At 70.5% G+C, this 18,502-nt stretch carries 17 protein-coding genes and 3 pseudogenes; 2 read left to right on the plus strand and 18 right to left on the minus strand.

All coding sequences use genetic code 11. The features are described from left to right. Positions 1–6: 6 nt before the first annotated feature. The 18 genes and pseudogenes from ACQ86M_RS07310 to ACQ86M_RS07395 form a co-directional block, all read right to left on the minus strand. On the minus strand, positions 7–963 hold the full coding sequence (locus ACQ86M_RS07310; RefSeq protein ID WP_431218098.1) for an aspartate carbamoyltransferase catalytic subunit: 957 nt from the start codon (positions 961–963) through the stop codon (positions 7–9). After that, a complete protein-coding gene (pyrR, locus tag ACQ86M_RS07315) occupies positions 960–1,529 on the minus strand; it encodes a bifunctional pyr operon transcriptional regulator/uracil phosphoribosyltransferase PyrR (RefSeq protein WP_431247584.1) in 570 nt (189 codons plus the stop codon). Before pyrR ends, ACQ86M_RS07310 begins: the two co-directional genes overlap by 4 nt. 349 nt (positions 1,530–1,878) lie before the next feature. Beyond that, entirely contained in the window at positions 1,879–2,592 is a 714-nt protein-coding gene (locus ACQ86M_RS07320; RefSeq protein ID WP_431247585.1) for a DsbA family protein, read from the minus strand. Next, the gene (nusB, locus tag ACQ86M_RS07325) at positions 2,589–3,005 is read right to left on the minus strand and encodes a transcription antitermination factor NusB (protein ID WP_431218101.1); all 417 of its coding nucleotides are present in this window, start codon (positions 3,003–3,005) and stop codon (positions 2,589–2,591) included. The genes ACQ86M_RS07320 and nusB overlap by 4 nt, the downstream gene beginning before the upstream one ends. Beyond that, positions 3,006–3,569, minus strand: coding sequence for an elongation factor P (efp, locus tag ACQ86M_RS07330; protein WP_431218102.1), 564 nt, complete (start codon positions 3,567–3,569; stop codon positions 3,006–3,008). It abuts the gene before it with no gap. A 101-nt stretch (positions 3,570–3,670) separates the two neighbouring features. After that, the gene (locus tag ACQ86M_RS07335) at positions 3,671–4,108 is read right to left on the minus strand and encodes a type II 3-dehydroquinate dehydratase (protein WP_431218103.1); all 438 of its coding nucleotides are present in this window, start codon (positions 4,106–4,108) and stop codon (positions 3,671–3,673) included. Position 4,109: 1 nt separating this feature from the next. Continuing rightward, positions 4,110–4,493, minus strand: a complete 384-nt coding sequence (locus tag ACQ86M_RS07340) for a hypothetical protein (RefSeq protein WP_431247586.1) — start codon at positions 4,491–4,493, stop codon at positions 4,110–4,112. After that, entirely contained in the window at positions 4,490–5,569 is a 1,080-nt protein-coding gene (gene aroB, locus ACQ86M_RS07345; RefSeq protein WP_431221441.1) for a 3-dehydroquinate synthase, read from the minus strand. The genes ACQ86M_RS07340 and aroB overlap by 4 nt, the downstream gene beginning before the upstream one ends. Continuing rightward, entirely contained in the window at positions 5,566–6,093 is a 528-nt protein-coding gene (locus tag ACQ86M_RS07350) for a shikimate kinase (protein WP_431247587.1), read from the minus strand. Before ACQ86M_RS07350 ends, aroB begins: the two co-directional genes overlap by 4 nt. Before the next feature lie 5 nt (positions 6,094–6,098). Continuing rightward, positions 6,099–7,307 carry a chorismate synthase gene (aroC, locus tag ACQ86M_RS07355; protein WP_431247588.1) on the minus strand — a complete coding sequence of 403 codons (1,209 nt, stop codon included), beginning with the start codon at positions 7,305–7,307 and terminating at the stop codon, positions 6,099–6,101. 52 nt (positions 7,308–7,359) lie between these two features. Next, the gene (locus tag ACQ86M_RS07360; RefSeq protein ID WP_431247589.1) at positions 7,360–8,523 is read right to left on the minus strand and encodes a shikimate dehydrogenase; all 1,164 of its coding nucleotides are present in this window, start codon (positions 8,521–8,523) and stop codon (positions 7,360–7,362) included. Next, the gene (mltG, locus tag ACQ86M_RS07365; RefSeq protein WP_431247590.1) at positions 8,516–10,090 is read right to left on the minus strand and encodes an endolytic transglycosylase MltG; all 1,575 of its coding nucleotides are present in this window, start codon (positions 10,088–10,090) and stop codon (positions 8,516–8,518) included. The genes ACQ86M_RS07360 and mltG overlap by 8 nt, the downstream gene beginning before the upstream one ends. A gap of 1 nt (position 10,091) precedes the next feature. Then, positions 10,092–10,559 (minus strand): Holliday junction resolvase RuvX, encoded by a 468-nt coding sequence (gene ruvX, locus ACQ86M_RS07370; protein ID WP_431218109.1) that lies wholly within the window; start codon positions 10,557–10,559, stop codon positions 10,092–10,094. Between the two features lie 6 nt (positions 10,560–10,565). Continuing rightward, positions 10,566–13,222 (minus strand): annotated as a pseudogene (gene alaS, locus ACQ86M_RS07375) (alanine--tRNA ligase). Between the two features lie 41 nt (positions 13,223–13,263). Then, positions 13,264–13,455: a hypothetical protein gene (locus ACQ86M_RS07380; protein ID WP_431218111.1), complete on the minus strand. Its 192-nt coding sequence runs from the start codon at positions 13,453–13,455 to the stop codon at positions 13,264–13,266. A gap of 82 nt (positions 13,456–13,537) precedes the next feature. Further along, complete coding sequence (locus tag ACQ86M_RS07385; protein WP_431247591.1) at positions 13,538–13,915, minus strand: DUF948 domain-containing protein; 378 nt, start codon at positions 13,913–13,915, stop codon at positions 13,538–13,540. A gap of 125 nt (positions 13,916–14,040) precedes the next feature. Continuing rightward, a complete protein-coding gene (rpsD, locus tag ACQ86M_RS07390) occupies positions 14,041–14,706 on the minus strand; it encodes a 30S ribosomal protein S4 (RefSeq protein WP_431218113.1) in 666 nt (221 codons plus the stop codon). 128 nt (positions 14,707–14,834) lie between these two features. Next, positions 14,835–16,120: pseudogene (locus tag ACQ86M_RS07395) on the minus strand (replication-associated recombination protein A). A 211-nt stretch (positions 16,121–16,331) separates the two neighbouring features. Between ACQ86M_RS07395 and ACQ86M_RS07400 the strand changes: the two are divergent. Both ACQ86M_RS07400 and ACQ86M_RS07405 read left to right on the plus strand, forming a co-directional pair. Beyond that, positions 16,332–17,104: pseudogene (locus ACQ86M_RS07400) on the plus strand (peptidylprolyl isomerase). Positions 17,105–17,183: 79 nt separating this feature from the next. Further along, on the plus strand, positions 17,184–18,413 hold the full coding sequence (locus tag ACQ86M_RS07405; protein ID WP_431247592.1) for a DUF349 domain-containing protein: 1,230 nt from the start codon (positions 17,184–17,186) through the stop codon (positions 18,411–18,413). The last annotated feature ends 89 nt before the right edge of the window (positions 18,414–18,502 follow it).

Raw genomic sequence — 18,502 nt, forward strand, 5'->3', positions numbered from 1 at the left:
TCCACCTCACACCACCTGCTCGGGACCGCTGCCCGACAGCAGCAGGTACAGGGCCGCCATCCGCACGGAAACGCCGTTCGCGACCTGCTCCCGGACCGTCGAGCGCGGGGAATCCGCCGCCGCGGCGGAGATCTCCAGCCCGCGGTTCATCGGTCCCGGGTGCATCACAATGCTATCGGGCTTCAACCGGCCGAGCCGTTCCTCGTCCAGCCCCCAGCGCCGCGCGTATTCGCGTGTGGTCGGGAAGAACGCCGCGTTCATCCGCTCCGCCTGGATGCGCAGCATCATCACGACGTCGGGCCCAGCCGCGATCGCGTCGTCGAGGTCGTAGGCCACGTCGACCGGCCAGCCCGAGACGTCCACCGGCAGCAGCGTGGGCGGCGCGACCAGGGTGACGTGCGCGCCGAGGGTCTGCAGCAGCCAGACGTTGGAGCGGGCCACGCGCGAGTGCAGGATGTCGCCCACGATCGCGACGCGCACGCCGGCCAGATCCTTCCCGCGCGAGGCGGTGCCGTGCAGACGGCGGCGCATGGTGAACGCATCCAGCAGGGCCTGCGTCGGGTGCTCGTGGGTGCCGTCACCGGCGTTCAGGATGCCCGCGTCGATCCATCCACTGGTCGCGAGCGTCTGCGGGGCTCCCGACGAGCCGTGCCGGATGACCACCGCATCCGCTCCCATCGCCTGGAGGGTCTGGGCGGTGTCCTTCAGGCTCTCGCCCTTGCTCACGCTGGAGCCCTTGGCGGAGAAGTTGATGACGTCGGCCGAGAGGCGCTTCGCGGCCGCCTCGAAGGAGATCCGGGTGCGCGTCGAATCCTCGAAGAAGAGGTTCACGACGGTCTTGCCGCGCAGGGTCGGCAGCTTCTTGACCTCGCGCTCCTGCACATCCGCCATGTCCTCGGCGACGTCGAGCAGTTGGATGGCGCCATCGCGCGGGAGGTCGCGGGTCGAGAGCAGGTGCCTCATGCGCCGGCCCCCTGCTGCTCGTGCGGGCCGTCGATCGTGACCGACTCGTCGCCGTCGACCTCGGCGAGCCGCACGAAGATGCGCTCGGACGCCGCAGACGGCAGGTTCTTGCCGACGAAGTCCGCCCGGATCGGCAGCTCGCGGTGGCCGCGGTCGACCAGCACCGCGAGCCGGACGGCGCGCGGTCGGCCCAGGTCGCTCAGCGCGTCGAGCGCTGCGCGGATGGTCCGGCCGGAGAAGAGCACGTCATCCACGAGCACCACGGTCTTGCCGTCGATCGGGCCCGGCAGCGACGTCGGCTGTGGCGTGCGGGTCGGATGCCGCGACAGGTCGTCGCGGTACATCGTCACGTCGAGCGCGCCCACGATGTCGGCCGGGGAGGCGACCGCCGCCGGTTCGATGCGCTGGATGTTCTCGGCGATCCGCCGCGCGAGCACGACGCCGCGGGTCGGGATCCCGAGGATCACCAGCTGGTCCGTTCCCCGGTTGGACTCCAGGATCTCGTGGGAGATCCGAGTCAACGCCCGGGCTATGTCAGCCTGCTGCAGCACGGTACGCGCTGTCATGCCGACCTCCTTCCCCGCCTCACCGGACGGCTGTTAAAGGATGCCTAACGCCTCCACCCTAGCAGGAGGCGGCCGCTCCCCCGCTCACCGCGCTCGCGCAACGAAGGAGATGCGAACGCCGTATGGCCGAAACTCCTGTGCGACTGCCAATCGAAGGAGATTCGAACGCGAAACTCCTTCGTTCGCCGAGCCGGGAGTCCACCGCCACCGTCCTCCGTCGAACATCTGCCCGTCCTCGTCGGAGGCCTGGCCGCCTCGCGGCCGACACTCCACCCCGGCCGCTTTCCGTCGGATAGGTGAGGCACCTTCTCCGACGGAACTCGGGGCGACTCGGGGCGCGAGCGCGGGCTCAGTGGCTGCCGAGGAACTCGGTGAACGCCTTCTTGTCCGTCACTCCGCCGGGATACTGCTTGCCGTTCACCAGCACGGTCGGGGTGCCCTTGATCGTGTCGAGCACCTTCGTGCCGTCGACCTCGATCGGGCCCTTCTGCGAGTTCGCGGTGTTGCCCTGCGCCCACGCCTGGTACGGGCCGCTGTCGGCCAGGCACGACGAGATGTCGCTCGCGCCGGCCGTGCTCGCGCGCTTGGCGAGTTCCTTGTCCGTCAACCCGTCGGAGTTCTCCTCCGGCTGGTCGGTGAACAGCGCCTGGTAGAACGGCAGGATCGCGTTCCGGTCCTTCACGGCGACGCACGTGAGCGCCGCGGCCGCACGGGTCGAGTAGCCGGTGCCGTTCGACACGGCGTCGAGGAAGGTCAGCGGGTGCAGCCGCAGCGTGATCGATCCGTCGTCGACCGCGTTCGCGAGCGTCGCTCCGTTGGTCTGCTCGAACGCGCCGCAGACCGGGCACATCGCATCGAACCAGATGTCGACCTTCTTGGCTCCGTCCCCGACGGTGATGAAGCCGCCGTCGAAGTCCACGGCGCCGTCGGTGCCCGTCGGGGGCGCGTCGGTCGCGACCGGCACGTTGGATGCGCCGCCCAGCAGCGAGCATCCCGCCGCCGCGAGCACCACGCCGACCGCCAGCGCTACCGCGGCCGCCGCTCGGCGCAGGCGCCCGCTCATGCCGTGCCGTTCTGCGCGATCTTGGCGAGCAGCCCGTTCACGAATCCTGCGGAGTCGTCCGTCGACAGCACGGTCGCGGCCTCCACGGCCTCCGAGATGGCGACGCCGTCGGGCACCTCGTCGTTGTAGAGCACCTCCCAGACGCCGATGCGCAGGATGGCGCGATCGACGGCGGGCATGCGGGCGAGCGTCCACCCCTGGGCGTACGTCTCGATCTGCTCGTCGATCTCGTCCTGGTGCTCGATCACGCCGTCGAGGATCTCACGCGCGTACAGCCACGAAGCCTCGCGTGCCGGCTGGCTGGCCGCCCGCTCCGCCTCGGTCGCGAGCGCCTGACGCAGCGGGGTCTGCCGAAGGTCGGCGCTGTAGAGCACGTCGAGCGCGCGCTTGCGCGCCTTGGTCCGAGCGCTCATCTAGTCGTTGACGCGGCCGAGGTAGTCGCCCGAGCGGGTGTCGACCTTGACCTTCGTGCCGGTCTCGAGGAACAGCGGGACCTGGATCTGGTAGCCGGTCTCCACGGTGGCGGGCTTGGTGCCGCCGGTGGAGCGGTCGCCCTGCAGGCCCGGCTCGGTGTAGGTGATCTCGAGCACGACCGAGGCCGGGAGCTCCACGTAGAGCGGCGAGCCCTCGTGCAGCGCGACGGTGACGTTCTGGTTCTCGAGCATGAAGTTGGCGGCGTCGCCGACGACCGGGCCCGGGATGGTGATCTGGTCGTAGTCCGACGTGTCCATGAAGACGAAGTCGGCGCCGTCCTGGTACAGGTACTGGTAGTCGCGGCGGTCGACGTTGGTGATGTCGATCTTGGCGCCGGCGTTGTAGGTGCGGTCGACCGTCTTGCCCGTGGTGACGTTCTTCAGCTTTGTGCGGACGAACGCACCGCCCTTGCCCGGCTTCACGTGCTGGAACTCGATCACGGTCCAGAGCTGTCCGTCGATGCTGAGGACGACACCGTTCTTGATGTCAGCGGTAGAGGCCAAGGGATGTTCCGTTCGTTCGATGAGAAGTTTCGGGTGGATGCCGCACCCCGTCAGGGGCGGCCCACGGCGGACCGCACGGCGGTCCCAGAAGATTCTAGACGTCAGCGCCCGTTTCGGCGAATGAACGCCAGGGCCAGCCGGTACGACTCGAACCCGAACCCGGCGATCACTCCCGTCGCCACCGCGCTGATGACGCTGGTGTGCCGGAACTCCTCGCGCGCGTGCGGATTCGACAGGTGCACCTCGATCACGGTGCCGCCGCCCTTCGTGACGAGCGACACCGCATCCCGCAGCGCGAAGGAGTAGTGCGTCCACGCACCGGCGTTCAGGATGACGGGCGCGCCCGAGTCCGCCGCCTCGTGCAGCCAGCGCAGCAGCTGGCCCTCGTCGTCCGTCTGCCGCAGGTCGATCGCGTCGCCCCCGGCGTCGCCCTGCAGCACGGCGCGCAGGTCGTCGAGCGTGCCGGAGCCGTACACGTCGGGCTCACGCGTGCCCAGCCGCCCCAGGTTGGGTCCGTTCAGGACGAGGATGCCGGCCACGTCACTCCTCTCCCGGCTTCAGCGGGCGCACGCGCACCGCCGACCAGGTGTCGTCGACCGCGATGTTGCTCACGCCGCGCCAGCCGTGGCTGCGGGCCTCCCCCGCGACGACGTCGCGGTTGACGTCGGCGCGGCCGCCCTTCGGGTACACGACCCAGACCGCACGGGCGCCGGAGGCGACCGGCAGCTGCTCGGCGTAGAGCGCGATCAGCTCCTCGCGGTTCCGCACCACGCTCGCGATGACCGCCGCCTCGGCGACCGGGACCGCCGTCGCGCCCTCGGGCAGCGGCCCGAGCAGCGCCCGATCCTCGTCGCTCGCGGCGACCAGCGCGATCCCGTCGCCGGGCTTCGCCTGGAAACGCTGGAGCACCGTCTTGTCGGTCACGAACCCACCTCCTGATATGCGGCGAACAGCAGGCTCTGGTCGGGACCGGCCAGCACCGTCGGCCGGGCCACGTCGTCGAGCACGATGAAGCGCAGCATACTGCCCCGCGCCTTCTTGTCACGCTGCATGGTCGCGAGCAGCGTCTGCCAGCGGCCCAGCGGATACGTCACCGGCAGGGTCAGCGACTCCAGGATGCGGCGGTGCCGGTCGGCGACCTCGTCGCTCAGCCGCCCGCTGAGGCGCGCCAGCTCGGCGGCGAACACCATGCCCACCGAGATCGCGGCGCCGTGGCGCCACTGGTAGCGCTCGGCGTGCTCGATCGCGTGGCCCAGCGTGTGGCCGTAGTTGAGGATCTCGCGCAGCCCCTGCTCGGTGAAGTCCTCCCCCACCACGCGTGCCTTGATGCCGATGGACAGCTCCACCAGGCGGCGGAACTCGGGCGTCTCGGGATCGGTGGCCCGGTCGACGTCGGCCTCGAGGGTGTCGAGGATCTCGGGCTCGGCGATGAAGCCGTACTTGACCACCTCGGCGAACCCGGCCAGCAGCTCGTTGCGCGGCAGCGACGTGAGCGTGTCGAGGTCGCAGATGACGGCCGCCGGCGCGTAGAAGGCACCGACGAGGTTCTTGCCCTCGGCCGTGTTGATGCCCGTCTTGCCGCCGACCGCCGCATCCACCATCCCGAGCAGGGTCGTGGGCACCTGGATGAGCTTCACGCCGCGCAGCCAGGTGGCGGCCACGAATCCGGCCAGGTCGGTGACCGCGCCGCCGCCGAAGCCGATCACGGCGTCGGAGCGGGTGAAGTCGGCCTGGCCCATGATCTGCCAGAGGAAGGACGCGACCTCGATGCGCTTCGCTGCCTCCGCATCCGGGATCTCCGCCAGCAGCACCTCGTACCGATCGACCAACGACTCGCGTAGCTCGGCCGCCGCCGCGCCCAGCGTCGGCTGGTGCACCAGCAGGATCTTGCGCACGCCGGAGCCGAGGTACGGGCCGAGGTCGTAGCGCAGGCCGCGGCCGACCATCACCGGGTAGGGCTCGCGCCCGTTGACGAGGATCTCGGTGGGGGCGTCGGTCATGCGTGTCCTTCTTTCTGCGCTGTCTCGGTCCCACCACGGACCCAGGCCGCGATCTCCGCCGCGATGGTGTCGATCGGGCGGGACGAGGTGTCCGCCGTGTAGTCCGCCAGCGCGGCGTAGAGCTCGCTGCGGGAGGCGACGAGCCGCTTCCACGACTCGAGGTCGGTGATCAGCGGCCGCTTGCCGTTGGTGATGCGCTTGGCGATGGCCTCCGGGCGGACGGTCAGCAGCACGACGCGAGCGTCCGCCAGGTCGGCCTGGGTCGCCGGGTCGAGCACGGCTCCCCCGCCCAGCGACACGATCCCGGGATGCCGCAGGGCGTCGGCGACGGCGGCGCGCTCCAGCTCGCGGAAGTATGCCTCGCCCTGGGTCGCGAAGATCTCGGGGATCGGCCCGTGCTCGGCGACCACGACGGCATCGGTGTCGACGAACGGCAGTTCGAGCAGCTTCGCGAGGCGCTTGCCGACGCGCGACTTGCCGGCCGCCGGCGGCCCGATCAGTGCGATCGTCTGCGGGGAGGTCACAGCGCTCAGGCGTAGGGCGCGCTGACGCGCTCCGTGGCGAGGTTCTGCGGGATGGCGTCGAGGTAGCTTCGGAGGTTGCGGGCCGTCTCGGTCACCGAGTCGCCGCCGAACTTCTCCAGCACCGAGTTCGCCAGCACGAGCGCGACCATGGCCTCCGCGACCACGCCTGCGGCGGGAACCGCGCAGACGTCGGAGCGCTGGTGATGCGCCGGCGCCGCCTCGCTCGTGGCCACATCCACGGTCCGCAGTGCGTGCGGCACGGTCGCGATCGGCTTCATGCCGGCACGCACCCGCAGCACGCCGCCGGTGCTCATGCCGCCCTCCGTGCCGCCGGCCTTGTCGCTGGTGCGGACGATGGTGCCGTCCTCGGCGATCAGCTCGTCGTGGGCCTCGGAGCCGCGGCGGGTCGTGGTCAGGAAGCCGTCGCCGATCTCCACGCCCTTGATCGCCTGGATGCCCATGAGCGCGGCGGCGAGTTGCGCATCCAGCTTGCGGTCCCAGTGCACGTGCGACCCGAGCCCCGGCGGGAGGCCGTAGGCCAGCACCTCGACGACGCCGCCGAGGGTGTCGCCGTCCTTGTGGGCGGCGTCGACCTCTGCGACCATCCGCTCGGACGTCGCCGGGTCGAAGCAGCGCAACGGATCCGCGTCGAGCGTGTCGACGTCGGACGGACGCGGCAGCGGGGCGCCCTCGGGCACGCGAACCGGGCCGATCGACAGGGTGTGGCTGACGAGGGTGATGCCGAGCTCGTTCAGGAACGACTTCGCGATCGCGCCGAGCGACACGCGCGCGGCCGTCTCGCGGGCGCTGGCGCGCTCCAGCACCGGACGGGCCTCGTCGAAGCCGTACTTCTGCATCCCGACCAGGTCGGCGTGCCCGGGGCGCGGACGCGTCAGCGCGGCGCCGCGGCCGGAGTTGAGCACCGCCGGGTCCACGGGCTCGGCGCTCATCACATCCACCCACTTGGGCCACTCGGTGTTGCCGATGCGCAGCGCGATCGGGCTGCCGAGGCTGAAGCCGTGGCGCACGCCGCCGGAGATGTCCAGTGCGTCCTGCTCGAACTTCATGCGCGCCCCACGGCCATAGCCGAGTTTGCGGCGCGCGAGGTCGGCGCGGATCGCGTCGAGCGACACCGGGACCCCGGCGGGAAGACCCTCCAGGACGGCGATGAGTTCGGGGCCGTGGGATTCCCCGGCCGTGAGCCAACGAAGCATGCTTCGATTCTGGCATAGCGCGATGGAGCGGCCCGACGTATGACCGCCCGGGTCACGCGTCCAGCAGCTGCCCCGCCTCGTCGATCCCGACCGCATCCAGCATCGCGGCCAGCACCTCCGCTTCGTCCTGCAGCGGCTGCAGCGGGTCGCCCGAGACGAAGATGCGCACCTGCAGCAGCGCCTGGTGCGCGAGCATGGCGAGCCCCGAGACCGTGCGGCCGCCGACGGACTCCCACTGACGCGCCAGCGGCGTCGGCCACGGCTCGTACGCCACGTCGAAGAGCATCGAGCGGCGGCGGGTGGAGTCGGTGTAGACGGCCTCGGTGGTGGAGCCGCCGGGCAGCGTGCTGATCACGAGTTCGGGCACGTCGAGCGAACGGTCGGCCTGCGAGAAGGGGCGGATGCGGACGCGCAGCCCCAGGTCGTTCGCGAGCGGCTCGATCCAGCCGCTGCGGGTCAGATCGCGAACGTGCACGTCCACCCGCTCGGCGCCCAGCTCCGCGGCGGCGACGAGTGCGGACGCCGCGGTCGCTCCCCCGCCCAGGATGTGCACGTAGCGTGCCTCGTCCAGCCCGGCCGCCTGCAGCGCGCGGACGATTCCGGCGACGTCGGTGTTGAAGCCGCGCAGGTCGTCCCCGTCGATCAGGACGGTGTTCGCGCCGCCGGTCTGGTCGGCGATCCTGTCGGTCTCCGCGAGCAGCGGCAGCACCGCCTTCTTCAGCGGCATCGTGAGGGAGAGTCCCCGCCACTCGGGGCCGAGCCCCGCGACGAAGTCGGGAAGCGCGTCTTCTGTCACGTCGATGGCCTCGTACGCCCAGTCCAGACCGAGGGCGTCGTAGGCGGCGCGGTGGAGCTCCGGCGAGCGGGAGTGGCCGATCGGGGAGCCGAGCACGGCGAGCCGGCGGCTGGGGGTCTTGGGCTTGCGGGGTTTCGTCGCCTTCCCGGACTTCTTCTCGACCGGACGCGGCTCCTCGTCCTCCGGCTCCTCGCGCTCGACCGCCGCTTCGGCATCCGCGACGGCGGCCTCCTCGGCCTGCTTCTCGCGCTCTGCCTCGACCAGCTCCGCGATCGCAGCCTCCGCCGACGCCTCGGACAGCCCGTCCTCGACGGCGGCCTCGTCCGCATCCGTCGTGTCGGGATCCGTCACCGCCTCGTCCTCGAGCACGGCCGGCTCGGCCGGGTCCTCGGTGCGGGGGCGCTTGCGGGAGTCACTCATATCCGGGGTTGTCCTTCATCCACTGCTGCCACTTCTCCACCGCGGCGTCGTGCTCGGCCTGGGTGGTGGAGAAGATCGTCTCTCCGGTCTTCAGATTCCACGTCACGAAGTACATCCAGGAGCCGTCGGCGGGATGCTGCACCGCGTTGATCGCGAGATCTCCGGGGTTCGAGATCGGTCCGACCGGCAGCCCGGGATGCACGTACGTGTTGTACGGGTTGCCCGCGTCGGCGCGCTCGGCGTCAGTGGTCGACACGCGGTCCGTGTGGCCGGTGCCGTAGGCGACGGTCGCGTCCGACTGCAGATCCCAGCCCTGGGCGATGCGGTTGAGGAACACGCGCGCGACCTTGGGGTAGTCGTCCTTCAGCCCGGCCTCGCGCTGCACCACCGACGCCAGGATGACGGTGTTCCAGCGGTTCTGCGGGGCGACGCCCGCCTCGTCGAGCGACTGGAACATCCGGTCGACCATCGTCTTGATCGCCTGCTGCGCCGTCGTGCCCGGCGCGAACGTGTACGTCGCCGGGAACAGGAAGCCCTCCAGCGACTTCGCCTGCGCGGGAAGGCCGTAGGCAGCGGGGTTGGCGGCGGCGGCCTGCAGTTCGGGCAGCGGGATCTTGGTCGCGTCGGACACCGTCTGCAAGATGTCCTTCTCGGGCGTGCCCTCGGGGATGACGGCAGTGTTCTCCACGCGCGACGCCGGGTCCTGCAGAGCGGCCAGCGCGGAGGCGGCGCTCATCTTCTTGGCGAGCTTGAACACGCCGGGCTGGAACTGCGGATCCGGCTTCTGGCGCAGCAGCAGCGAATAGAAGGCGTCGTAGGTCTTGACGACGCCCGCCTTCGCCAGGTTCTCGGCGATGCTCGACCCGTCGTCACCCGACTTGATCGTGAACATCACCTCGCCGCTTCCGCTGCCCTTGTAGTCGTCGTCGGGCGGGAACAGCGCGTTCTGCACCTTCGCGATCTGCGGCTGGAAGATGGCGTACGCGGCGCCGGCCATGCCCCCGAGGATCCCCAGGATGACGACCGTGACGATGAGCCGCTTCACCCAGCGGCGCTTCTTCGGCGGTTCGTCATGCGACAGGTAGTTCTGCTGCCGCCAGATGAGAGGATGCTCGTCCTGGGCGGACTCGTCTTCGGTGTCCAGCACGCCGAACAGAGTACGCGCAGGATGGTCGGGGTGCGAGGTCGAGCGGTCGTCGTTGCCGTGGCGGGCGGCCGCACCCACCGGCTGCGGCTCCTCCACCTGGGCGACCGGGCCGGTGATCACGGCGTCGAAGTCGAGCCCGGCGAGGGCCGCGACGTCTGCGGGCGACTCCTGCGTGGGCGTCGGGGACGAGATCGGCGCGGCGTCGGCGACTGGGGCGGCCTCGTGGTGGTGCGTCTGCTGCGACTCGTCCGCCTGCTGCGCCTCCTGCGCCTCGCGGGCGGCCCGCGCCTCGCGGCGCGTCATCGGCGGGCGTCCGTCGCCGGGCGCGGACTCCGTCGCGGGCGCCTGCGGAGGCGCCGGCGGCCGGTTCACGGCCGGGAACGAGGGCGGCTCCGGCCGCTCCTGGGGGTTCTGAGACAAGCTAGTGTCCAATGCTCGTTTCGACGGGGTCACCCGGCGGACGGCCCGTGGCCCGTTCCGCGTCGAGGGCGTGCTGCAAAATTATCGTGGCGGCGACCTGATCCACGACCGGACGCGCCTTCTTCGTGTTCCTGCCCGACGCTCGCAGCGCCTGGGACGCCGACACGGTCGACAGCCGCTCGTCGACCAGGCGCACGGGGACGTCCAGCTCGGCGGCCAGCGTCTCGGCGAAGCCGACCGCATCCGCGGTGGACGCGGTACGCGCACCCGAGAGCGCGAGCGGCAACCCGACGATAACCTCGAAGGCTCCGAGTTCTCCGACGATGTCGGCGATCCGGCGCCGATCCGCAGCATCTTCGGAGCGTGCGACCGTCTCGACCGGGGTGGCCAGCATCCCGTGGAGGTCCGACCGGCTCACGCCGATCCGGACCTTGCCCACGTCGATGCCGACGCGCACCCCGCTGCGCACGCGGTGCTATCCGATCGCCGACACGACCGCGCTGAGCGCCGCCGGGATCGCGTCCGCGTCGGTGCCGCCGCCCTGAGCGAGGTCGGGCTTGCCGCCGCCCCCGCCGCCGAGCACGCCGGCCGCCGTCTTCGCGAGTGCGCCCGCGTTGACGCCCGCGTCGCGCGCCGCCTGATTGGTGCCGACGATGACGACCGGCTTGCCGCCGGCGCGGGCCGCGAGGGCGACCGTCGCCGCGTCCGAGCCGAGGCGCTCGCGCACCGTGGTGACCAGCAGGCGCAGGTCGTCCGGGCTGTTCAGTGTTCCCGCATCCTCGGCCACGACCGTGACCGCGCCGCGGCGGGTGGCGGACTCGAGCAGGGCGGGCACCTTGTCGAGCACCGCGCGCGCCTCGAACGCCTGGATGCGCTTCTCGGCAGCCTTGAGGCTGGCCATCAGGTCGGCGATCTTCTCGGGCAGCTGCTCGCGGGGCGTCTTGAGCGAGCCGGAGAGCTGCGAGACGATCGTTCGCTCGACCGCCAGGTCTTTGAACGCCTCCAGCCCCACCAGCGACTCGACGCGGCGGTTCGTGGAACCGACCGACGACTCGCTGACCAGGTTGATCATCCCGATCTCGGCGCTCGTCGACACGTGCGTGCCGGCGCAGAGCTCGCGCGACCACGGACCGCCGATGTCGACGACGCGCACGACGTCGCCGTACTTCTCGCCGAACAGGGCCATGGCGCCCAGGGCCTTCGCCTCGGCCAGCGGGAGCTCGCGCGTCGTGACCTCGAGGTTCTGGCGGATCGCGTTGTTCGAGATCTCCTCGATCTCGCTGCGCGTCTCCGCCGACAGCGCCTGGTTCCACGAGAAGTCGAGGCGCAGGTAGCCGGCCTTGTTGTACGACCCGGACTGGTGCGCGTTCGAACCGAGCACCTGACGCAGGGCCGCGTGGATGATGTGCGTGCCCGAGTGGGCCTGGCGCGCGCCCCGGCGGTAGTCCGCATCCACCAGGCTGGTCGCCGGCGCTCCGACGCCCACCTCACCGCTGCGGACCAGGATCTTGTGGCTGATCAGCCCCTTCACGGGCTTCTGCACGTCGAGCACGTCGAGCTCGTAGCCGGGGCCGACGATCGTGCCGGCGTCCGCATCCTGACCGCCGGACTCCGCGTAGAGTGCGGTGGCGCCCAGGATGATCTCGGCCACCTGCCCCTCGCGCGCACGGTCGACCGAGCGGCCGTCGACGATGAGCCCGAGCACGCTCGACTCCGTCTCGAGCTCGGTGTAGCCCGTGAACACGGTCTCGCCGAGCGAGCGGAACGAGCTGTAGACCGAGAGGTCGGCCAGCGCCGTCTTCTTGGCCTTCGCGTCGGCCTTCGCGCGGGCGCGCTGATCGGCCATCAGCTTGTCGAAGGCGGTGCGGTCGACGCTGAGGCCGGCCTCCTCCGCCATTTCGAGGGTGAGGTCGATCGGGAAGCCGTAGGTGTCGTGCAGCAGGAACGCGGTGTCGCCCGCGAGCTGCGTGCGCCCGCTCTTCTGTGTACCCGCCACGGCCGTGTCCAGGATGCTGGTGCCCGCCGCGAGCGTGCGGAGGAAGGTCTCCTCCTCGGCGTACGCCAGCTGCGAGATCCGCTCGAACTCGGTCTCGACCTCCGGGTAGGCGGCCTTCATCGCGTCACGGGAGGCGGGGAACAGCTCCGGGAAGGTCGCCGTCTCGACGCCCAGCAGGCGCATCGCGCGCACGGTGCGGCGCAGCAGCCGGCGCAGCACGTAGCCACGCCCCTCGTTCGACGGCGTGACGCCGTCGGCCATGAGCATGAGCGCGCTGCGGACGTGATCCGCGACGACCCGCAGCCGCACGTCGTCCTCATGCGCCTCGTTGCCGTAGGGCTTCTTCGCCAGCGCCGCCGCGCGGTCGAGCACCGGCCGCACCTGGTCGATCTCGTACATGTTGTCGACGCCCTGCTTGATGAAGGCGACGCGCTCGAGGCCCAGGCCGGTGTCGATGTTCTTCTTCGGCAGGTCGCCGAGGATGTCGAAGTCCTTCTTTCCGTCGCCCTCGCCGCGGAGGTACTGCATGAAGACGAGGTTCCAGATCTCGACGTAGCGGTCGTCGTCCGTCGCCGGTCCCCCGTCGATGCCGTAGGCGGGGCCGCGGTCGAAGAAGATCTCCGAGCAGGGCCCGCGGGGCCGGGCTGGCCGGTCGACCAGTAGTTGGTGTCCTTGCCGAGGCCCTGGATGCGCTCCGGCGGCAGGGTGGAGACGCGCTGCCAGATCTCGCGCGCCTCGTCGTCCTCCTCGTACACGGTGACCCAGAGGTCCTTCGGGTCGAAGCCGAGGCCGCCCTCGTCCTCCGACGTCGTCAGGAGCTCCCACGCGAACGTGATGGCCTGCTCCTTGAAGTAGTCACCGAAGGAGAAGTTGCCGGCCATCTGGAAGAACGTGCCGTGCCGCGGGGTCTTGCCCACCTCGTCGATGTCGAGGGTGCGGATGCACTTCTGGACGCTCGTCGCGCGCGGGAACGGCGCGGGCACGACGCCCGTCAGGTACGGCACGAACGGCACCATCCCGGCCACCGTGAACAGCAGCGACGGGTCGTCGCTCACCAGGGAGGCGGACGGGACGACGGTGTGGCCGCGCTGGGCGAAGAAGTCGAGCCAGCGGCGATGGATTTCAGCGGTCTGCATGGGTTCCGGTCAGTCGAAGTCTGCGAGGTGGAGAGAGGGCGTCAGTCGCCCTGGATGGCCGAGCGGATCTCGGCCTCGCGCTGGCGATAGCCGTCGGTGACGGCGTCGCCGAAGTCGCGTGCCTTCTGGTCGAGCGTGGTGAAGAATTCGCGACCCTTGGCGGTCTCGTTGACCTTGTGGGCGACGGCGAAGCCGATGGCCACGCCGATGAGCAGCCACAGGAAACTCTTCATTTGCTGATCCTCCCTCTCTGGATGACGCCGCGCGCGGACGCACGGCGCACGAAGGCCCAGTCTAGTGGGAGCCGCCGGGGAGCTACCGGGATCGGGGCTTCTTCGGAGCCAACCCTCCGGCAGCCTTGAAGGCGGCGCGCGCGGCGGCGCTGAATCCGGCCAGCTTGATCAGCGGACCGCCCACCGTCGCGGCGAACAGGGCGACCAGCGACGACACGTTGCCGGTGACGTCCGCCACGTTCCTGGTGATGGTGTCGACGCGCTCGAGCTGCTTGTTCGTCTGCTGCAGCGTGGTGGCGGTCTCGTCGAGGATCGGCGTGATCCCGTCGCTCGCCTCCTTGATCGCGTCACGCGTCGAGTCGAGCACCCGCCCGAGCTTGATCAGCGGGATGGCGATGAAGCCGACGAGGATCGCGAACACGACCGCCGCGATCAACCCCGCGATGTCTCCTCCAGACATGTGCGCCCCTTCCATTCCGCCACCGGCATACGGCTCCCAGCGTAGCCGCATGTGCGGCCGGGCGGGAACGCGAAACGGGGCCGCGGCGTGAAGCCGCGACCCCGTCTCGGATCGTCTTGCGGTGCTTAGCGGGCCGCGTAGTACTCGACGACCAGCTGGACCTCACAGGTCACGGGGACCTCGGCGCGCTTCGGGCGGCGCACGAGGCGGGCCTGCAGCTTGTCGATCTCGACGTCCAGGTAGCCCGGGGTCTTCGGCAGAACGTCGAGGTGACCGCCGGCGGCCGCGACCTGGAAGGGCTCGGTGCCCTCGGAGCGGGCCTTGACGTGGATGAGCTGGCCCGGCTTCACGCGGAAGGACGGGCGGTCGACGAGCTGGCCGTCGACGAGGATGTGGCGGTGCACGACGAACTGGCGCGCCTGCGTGATGGTGCGGGCGAAGCCGGCACGGAGCACGAGGGCGTCGAGACGCATCTCGAGGAGCTCGACCAGGTTCTCACCGGTCAGGCCCTGGGTGCGGCGGGCCTCCTCGAAGGCGATGCGGAGCTGCTTCTCGCGGATGCCGTACTGGGCGCGCAGGCGCTGCTTCTCGCGCAGACGCACCGCGTAGTCGGAGTCGGCCTTGCGCTTGGTGCGGCCGTGCTCACCCGGAGCGTAGGGGCGCTTCTCCATGTAGCGCGCCGCCTTCGGGGTGAGCGGGATGCCCAGGGCCCGCGATTCGCGAGTCTTGCTGCGGGAACGTGAAGACACGGTTTCCTTTCGGTTTCTCTCTGAAGTAGTGGATGCGGGCATACCTATGCGCCGCAGAGAGAGGGATTGTCGCCAGGGACGCCCGGCTACAGGGCTGGTCCCGTCGAATCGTGTACTCGGCAGCCGACCCCGCACACGCTTCTAGGCGCGTCAATACTAGCAGAGCCGGATCAGCGTCCGCGCACGATGCGGCGCAGCTTCGCCAGCCGTGCCGACACGTCGCGTTCGTTGCCGTGCTCGGTGGGCGTGTAGTACGTCGTGCCGTCCAGTTCGTCGGGCAGGTATTGCTGCTCGAGCACCCCGAGGGCGTCGTCGTGCGGGTACTTGTAGCCCTTGCCGTGACCCAGCCGCTTCGCCCCGGGATAGTGCGCGTCGCGCAGGTGCTTGGGCACGCGCCCGATCTTGCCGGCGCGCACATCGGCGATCGCCGCATCCAGCGCCATGTACGCCGCGTTCGACTTCGGCGCCGTGGCGAGATGCACGACGGCCTGCGCGAGCGGGATGCGGCCCTCCGGCATCCCGATGTACTGCACGGCGTCGGCCGCGGCGATGGCCACGACCAGCGCCTGTGGGTCGGCCATGCCGATGTCCTCCGAGGCCGAGACGATGATGCGGCGGGCGATGAAGCGGGGGTCCTCCCCGCCTCGATCATGCGCGCCAGGTAGTGCAGGGCCGCGTCGACGTCGGAGCCGCGCACCGACTTGATGAACGCGCTGATCACGTCGTAGTGCTCGTCGCCGTTGCGGTCGTAGCGCAGCAGCGCGCGGTCGACCGCCTGGGCGACCAGCTCGGCCGTGATCACCGGCTTCTTCTTCGAGGTCGCCGGCGTCGAGGACGCGGCGGTGACAGACGCGGCCTCGAGCGCGGTCAGCGCCCGGCGCGCATCGCCGGAGGCGAGGCGGATGAGCGCCGCGCGCGCCTCCTTCTCGAGCGTGTACTGCCCGCCGAGTCCCCGGTCGTCGGCGACCGCACGGTCGATCACGACACCGAGGTCGTCGTCGCTCAGCGTCTCGAGCGTCAGCAGCAGGCTGCGCGAGAGCAGCGGGGAGATGACCGAGAAGGACGGGTTCTCGGTCGTCGCCGCCACGAGGATCACCCAACCGTTCTCGACGCCCGGGAGCAGCGCATCCTGCTGCGCCTTGGTGAAGCGGTGGATCTCGTCGAGGAAGAGGACCGTCGAGACGCCGTAGAGGTCGCGGGTGGAGAGCGCCTCATCCATGACGAGCCGCACATCCTTCACCCCGGCGGTGACGGCCGAGAGTTCGACGAAGCGGCGGCCGGAGGAGTGCGCGATCGCCTGCGCCAGCGTGGTCTTGCCGGTGCCGGGCGGGCCCCAGAGGATGACGGAGACGGACCCCGACTGCCCCTCCTTGTCGGAGGCGAGGGCGACGAGCGGAGACCCGGGCTTCAGCAGGTGGCGCTGACCGGCGACCTCGTCGAGCGACTTCGGGCGCATGCGCACCGCGAGCGGAGTCGCTCCGGTGCGGAGCCCAGGTTGCACGTCGACCACCCGTCCAGCGTAGTCGCGACCACCGACACTCCGGCTGTGAGCGGCGCCTCGTCCGGGGGCGGCGGTTTGTCGTCCATAGGCGCGCCGGATAGGGTTCTCCATGATCCAGCGGGCGAGCCTCGCGGACATCCCCCGTACGGACCGCCGGAGGACACACGTGGCACCGAAGCAGAACGACCGCGAAGCGCGACTGGCCCGCGAACGGCTGCGCGCCTACCAGGCGCGGCAGACCGTGCACCAGCGCAAGGCCGAGCGCCGCAAGCGTGACAACTGGGTGGCCGGAATCGCGGCCGTCGTCATCGTCGCCCTGGCCGTCGCCACGCAACTGCTCTACTTCTCCGCAGGACCGGGAGCTGCGAAGGCGTCGTCGTCGTCCTCCCCTCCGCCGCCGCCTCAACCGCGACGGTGCCGCCGAAGACCCTGGCCGAGGACCGCACCTGGAAGGGCACGATGACGATCAACGGCATCCCGCTCGGCGTCTCCCTCGACGGCGCCGCGGCCCCGCAGGCCGTCTCCTCCACCGTCTCGCTCGTGCAGAAGAAGTTCTACGACGGGCTGACCTGCCACCGCCTGACGAACGGCGGGTTCTACGTCCTGCAGTGCGGCGACCCGAACGGCGACGGCAGCGGCGGCCCGGGATACGAGTACGGCCCCATCGAGAACGCGCCGGCGGACAACGTCTACAAGGCCGGGACGATCGCGATGGCGCGTCAGGGCAACAAGGCCGAGAGTCAGGGCAGCCAGTTCTTCATCGTGTACAAGGACACGACCATCCCCTCGGACGACGCCGGCGGGTACACCGTCATCGGCCAGGTCACCTCCGGCCTCGACCAGCTGACCTCGCAGGTCGCCGACAAGGGCGTGCAGGGCGGCGGCACCGACGGCAAGCCGGCCGTGAAGACGACCATCGACAGCTTCACCCTGCAGTGACCGCGGCCGGTGCAATAGGCTGATTCCCAAACGTTCGGGCGGCATCCCGCCCGCATCGCGCAGCAGCAAGGTGAGGCTCTTGGCTACTTCTGAACAGCACCCCTGGGGACGTGTCGACGACACCGGGACCGTGTACGTCCGCGAGGGCGACGGCGAACGCGTCGTCGGCGAGTACCCCGACGGCACGGCGGAGGAGGCGCTCGCGTACTTCGAGCGCAAGTACACCGACCTCGCCGGTCAGGTGGGACTGCTCGAGCAGCGCGCCCGCCGTGGGGCGCCCGCCAACGACATCGCCAAGTCGGTGGCCAACCTCCGCTCCTCGGTCGAGGGCGCGAACGCCGTGGGCGACCTCGCCTCCCTGCTGACGCGCCTGGACGCGCTCGGCGGCACGGTGGAAGAGCTGACCGAGCAGCAGACCGCCGAGGCGAAGGCCGCGCTCGACGCCGCCATCGCCGAGCGCACCGCCATCGTCGAGGAGGCGGAGGCGCTCGCTGCGCAGGACCCGGCGCGCACCCAGTGGAAGACGACGAGCACCGCGCTCGACGCGCTCTTCGCGCGGTGGCAGGCGCACCAGCACGACGGCCCCCGCCTGCCGAAGAACGAGGCGAACGAGCTCTGGAAGCGATTCCGCGCCGCGCGCTCCACGATCGAGCACAACCGCAAGGCGTTCTTCGCCGAGCTGGACACTCAGCACCGCGACGTGCGCAATCGCAAGAACGCCCTGATCGAGCAGGCCGAGAGGCTCATCCCGCAGGGTGCCGACGGCGTGCCCGAGTACCGGCGCCTCCTCGACCAGTGGAAGGCCGCGGGCCGCGCGGGCAAGAAGAACGACGACGCCCTGTGGGCGCGCTTCAAGGCCGCCGGCGACGCCATCTACTCCGCCAAGGCCGAGGTGGATGCGCGCGACAACGTCGAGTACGAAGAGAACCTCACGCAGAAGCTCGCCCTCCTCGAGGAGGCCGAGCCGCTGCTGAAGGCGACGGACCGCGAGACGGCCCGGGCGCAGCTCCTCTCGATCCAGGAGCGGTGGGACCAGATCGGACGTGTTCCGCGCGAGCAGGTGCGCCCCATCGAAGACCGCCTCCGCAAGGTCGAGGCCGCCGTGCGCCGCCTCGACGAGGAGCACTGGGAGAAGAACAACCCCGAGAAGAAGGCGCGTTCCGAGGGACTGGCGAGCCAGCTCAACGCCGCGATCGCCAAGCTGGAGCAGGAACTCGCCGACGCGCAGGCGTCCGGCGACAGCGCGAAGGTGAAGGCGGCCCAGGAGGCCCTGGATGCGCGCAAGGTCTGGCTCGACGCACTCGGCTGAGCCCGCTCGTCCACAGCCACGGCTGACAACGGGTTATCCACCGATTCGGCCGTAGCGGCCCGCACGGGAGCACCCGCGGCGAGGCTTGA

It is taken from the genome of Leifsonia xyli subsp. cynodontis, assembly GCF_050632205.1.
Classification (GTDB): Bacteria; Actinomycetota; Actinomycetes; order Actinomycetales; family Microbacteriaceae; genus Leifsonia; species Leifsonia xyli_D.

What these genes read in the sequence shown, in the direction of transcription:
- ACQ86M_RS07310 (WP_431218098.1), bottom strand. Translation starts at nt 963, where the DNA reads ATGAGGCACCTGCTCTCGACCCGCGACCTCCCGCGCGATGGCGCCATC.
- pyrR (WP_431247584.1), bottom strand. Translation starts at nt 1,529, where the DNA reads ATGACAGCGCGTACCGTGCTGCAGCAGGCTGACATAGCCCGGGCGTTG.
- ACQ86M_RS07320 (WP_431247585.1), bottom strand. Translation starts at nt 2,592, where the DNA reads ATGAGCGGGCGCCTGCGCCGAGCGGCGGCCGCGGTAGCGCTGGCGGTC.
- nusB (WP_431218101.1), bottom strand. Translation starts at nt 3,005, where the DNA reads ATGAGCGCTCGGACCAAGGCGCGCAAGCGCGCGCTCGACGTGCTCTAC.
- aroB (WP_431221441.1), bottom strand. Translation starts at nt 5,569, where the DNA reads ATGACCGACGCCCCCACCGAGATCCTCGTCAACGGGCGCGAGCCCTAC.
- aroC (WP_431247588.1), bottom strand. Translation starts at nt 7,307, where the DNA reads ATGCTTCGTTGGCTCACGGCCGGGGAATCCCACGGCCCCGAACTCATC.
- ACQ86M_RS07360 (WP_431247589.1), bottom strand. Translation starts at nt 8,523, where the DNA reads ATGAGTGACTCCCGCAAGCGCCCCCGCACCGAGGACCCGGCCGAGCCG.
- ACQ86M_RS07380 (WP_431218111.1), bottom strand. Translation starts at nt 13,455, where the DNA reads ATGAAGAGTTTCCTGTGGCTGCTCATCGGCGTGGCCATCGGCTTCGCC.
- ACQ86M_RS07385 (WP_431247591.1), bottom strand. Translation starts at nt 13,915, where the DNA reads ATGTCTGGAGGAGACATCGCGGGGTTGATCGCGGCGGTCGTGTTCGCG.
- rpsD (WP_431218113.1), bottom strand. Translation starts at nt 14,706, where the DNA reads ATGCCCGCATCCACTACTTCAGAGAGAAACCGAAAGGAAACCGTGTCT.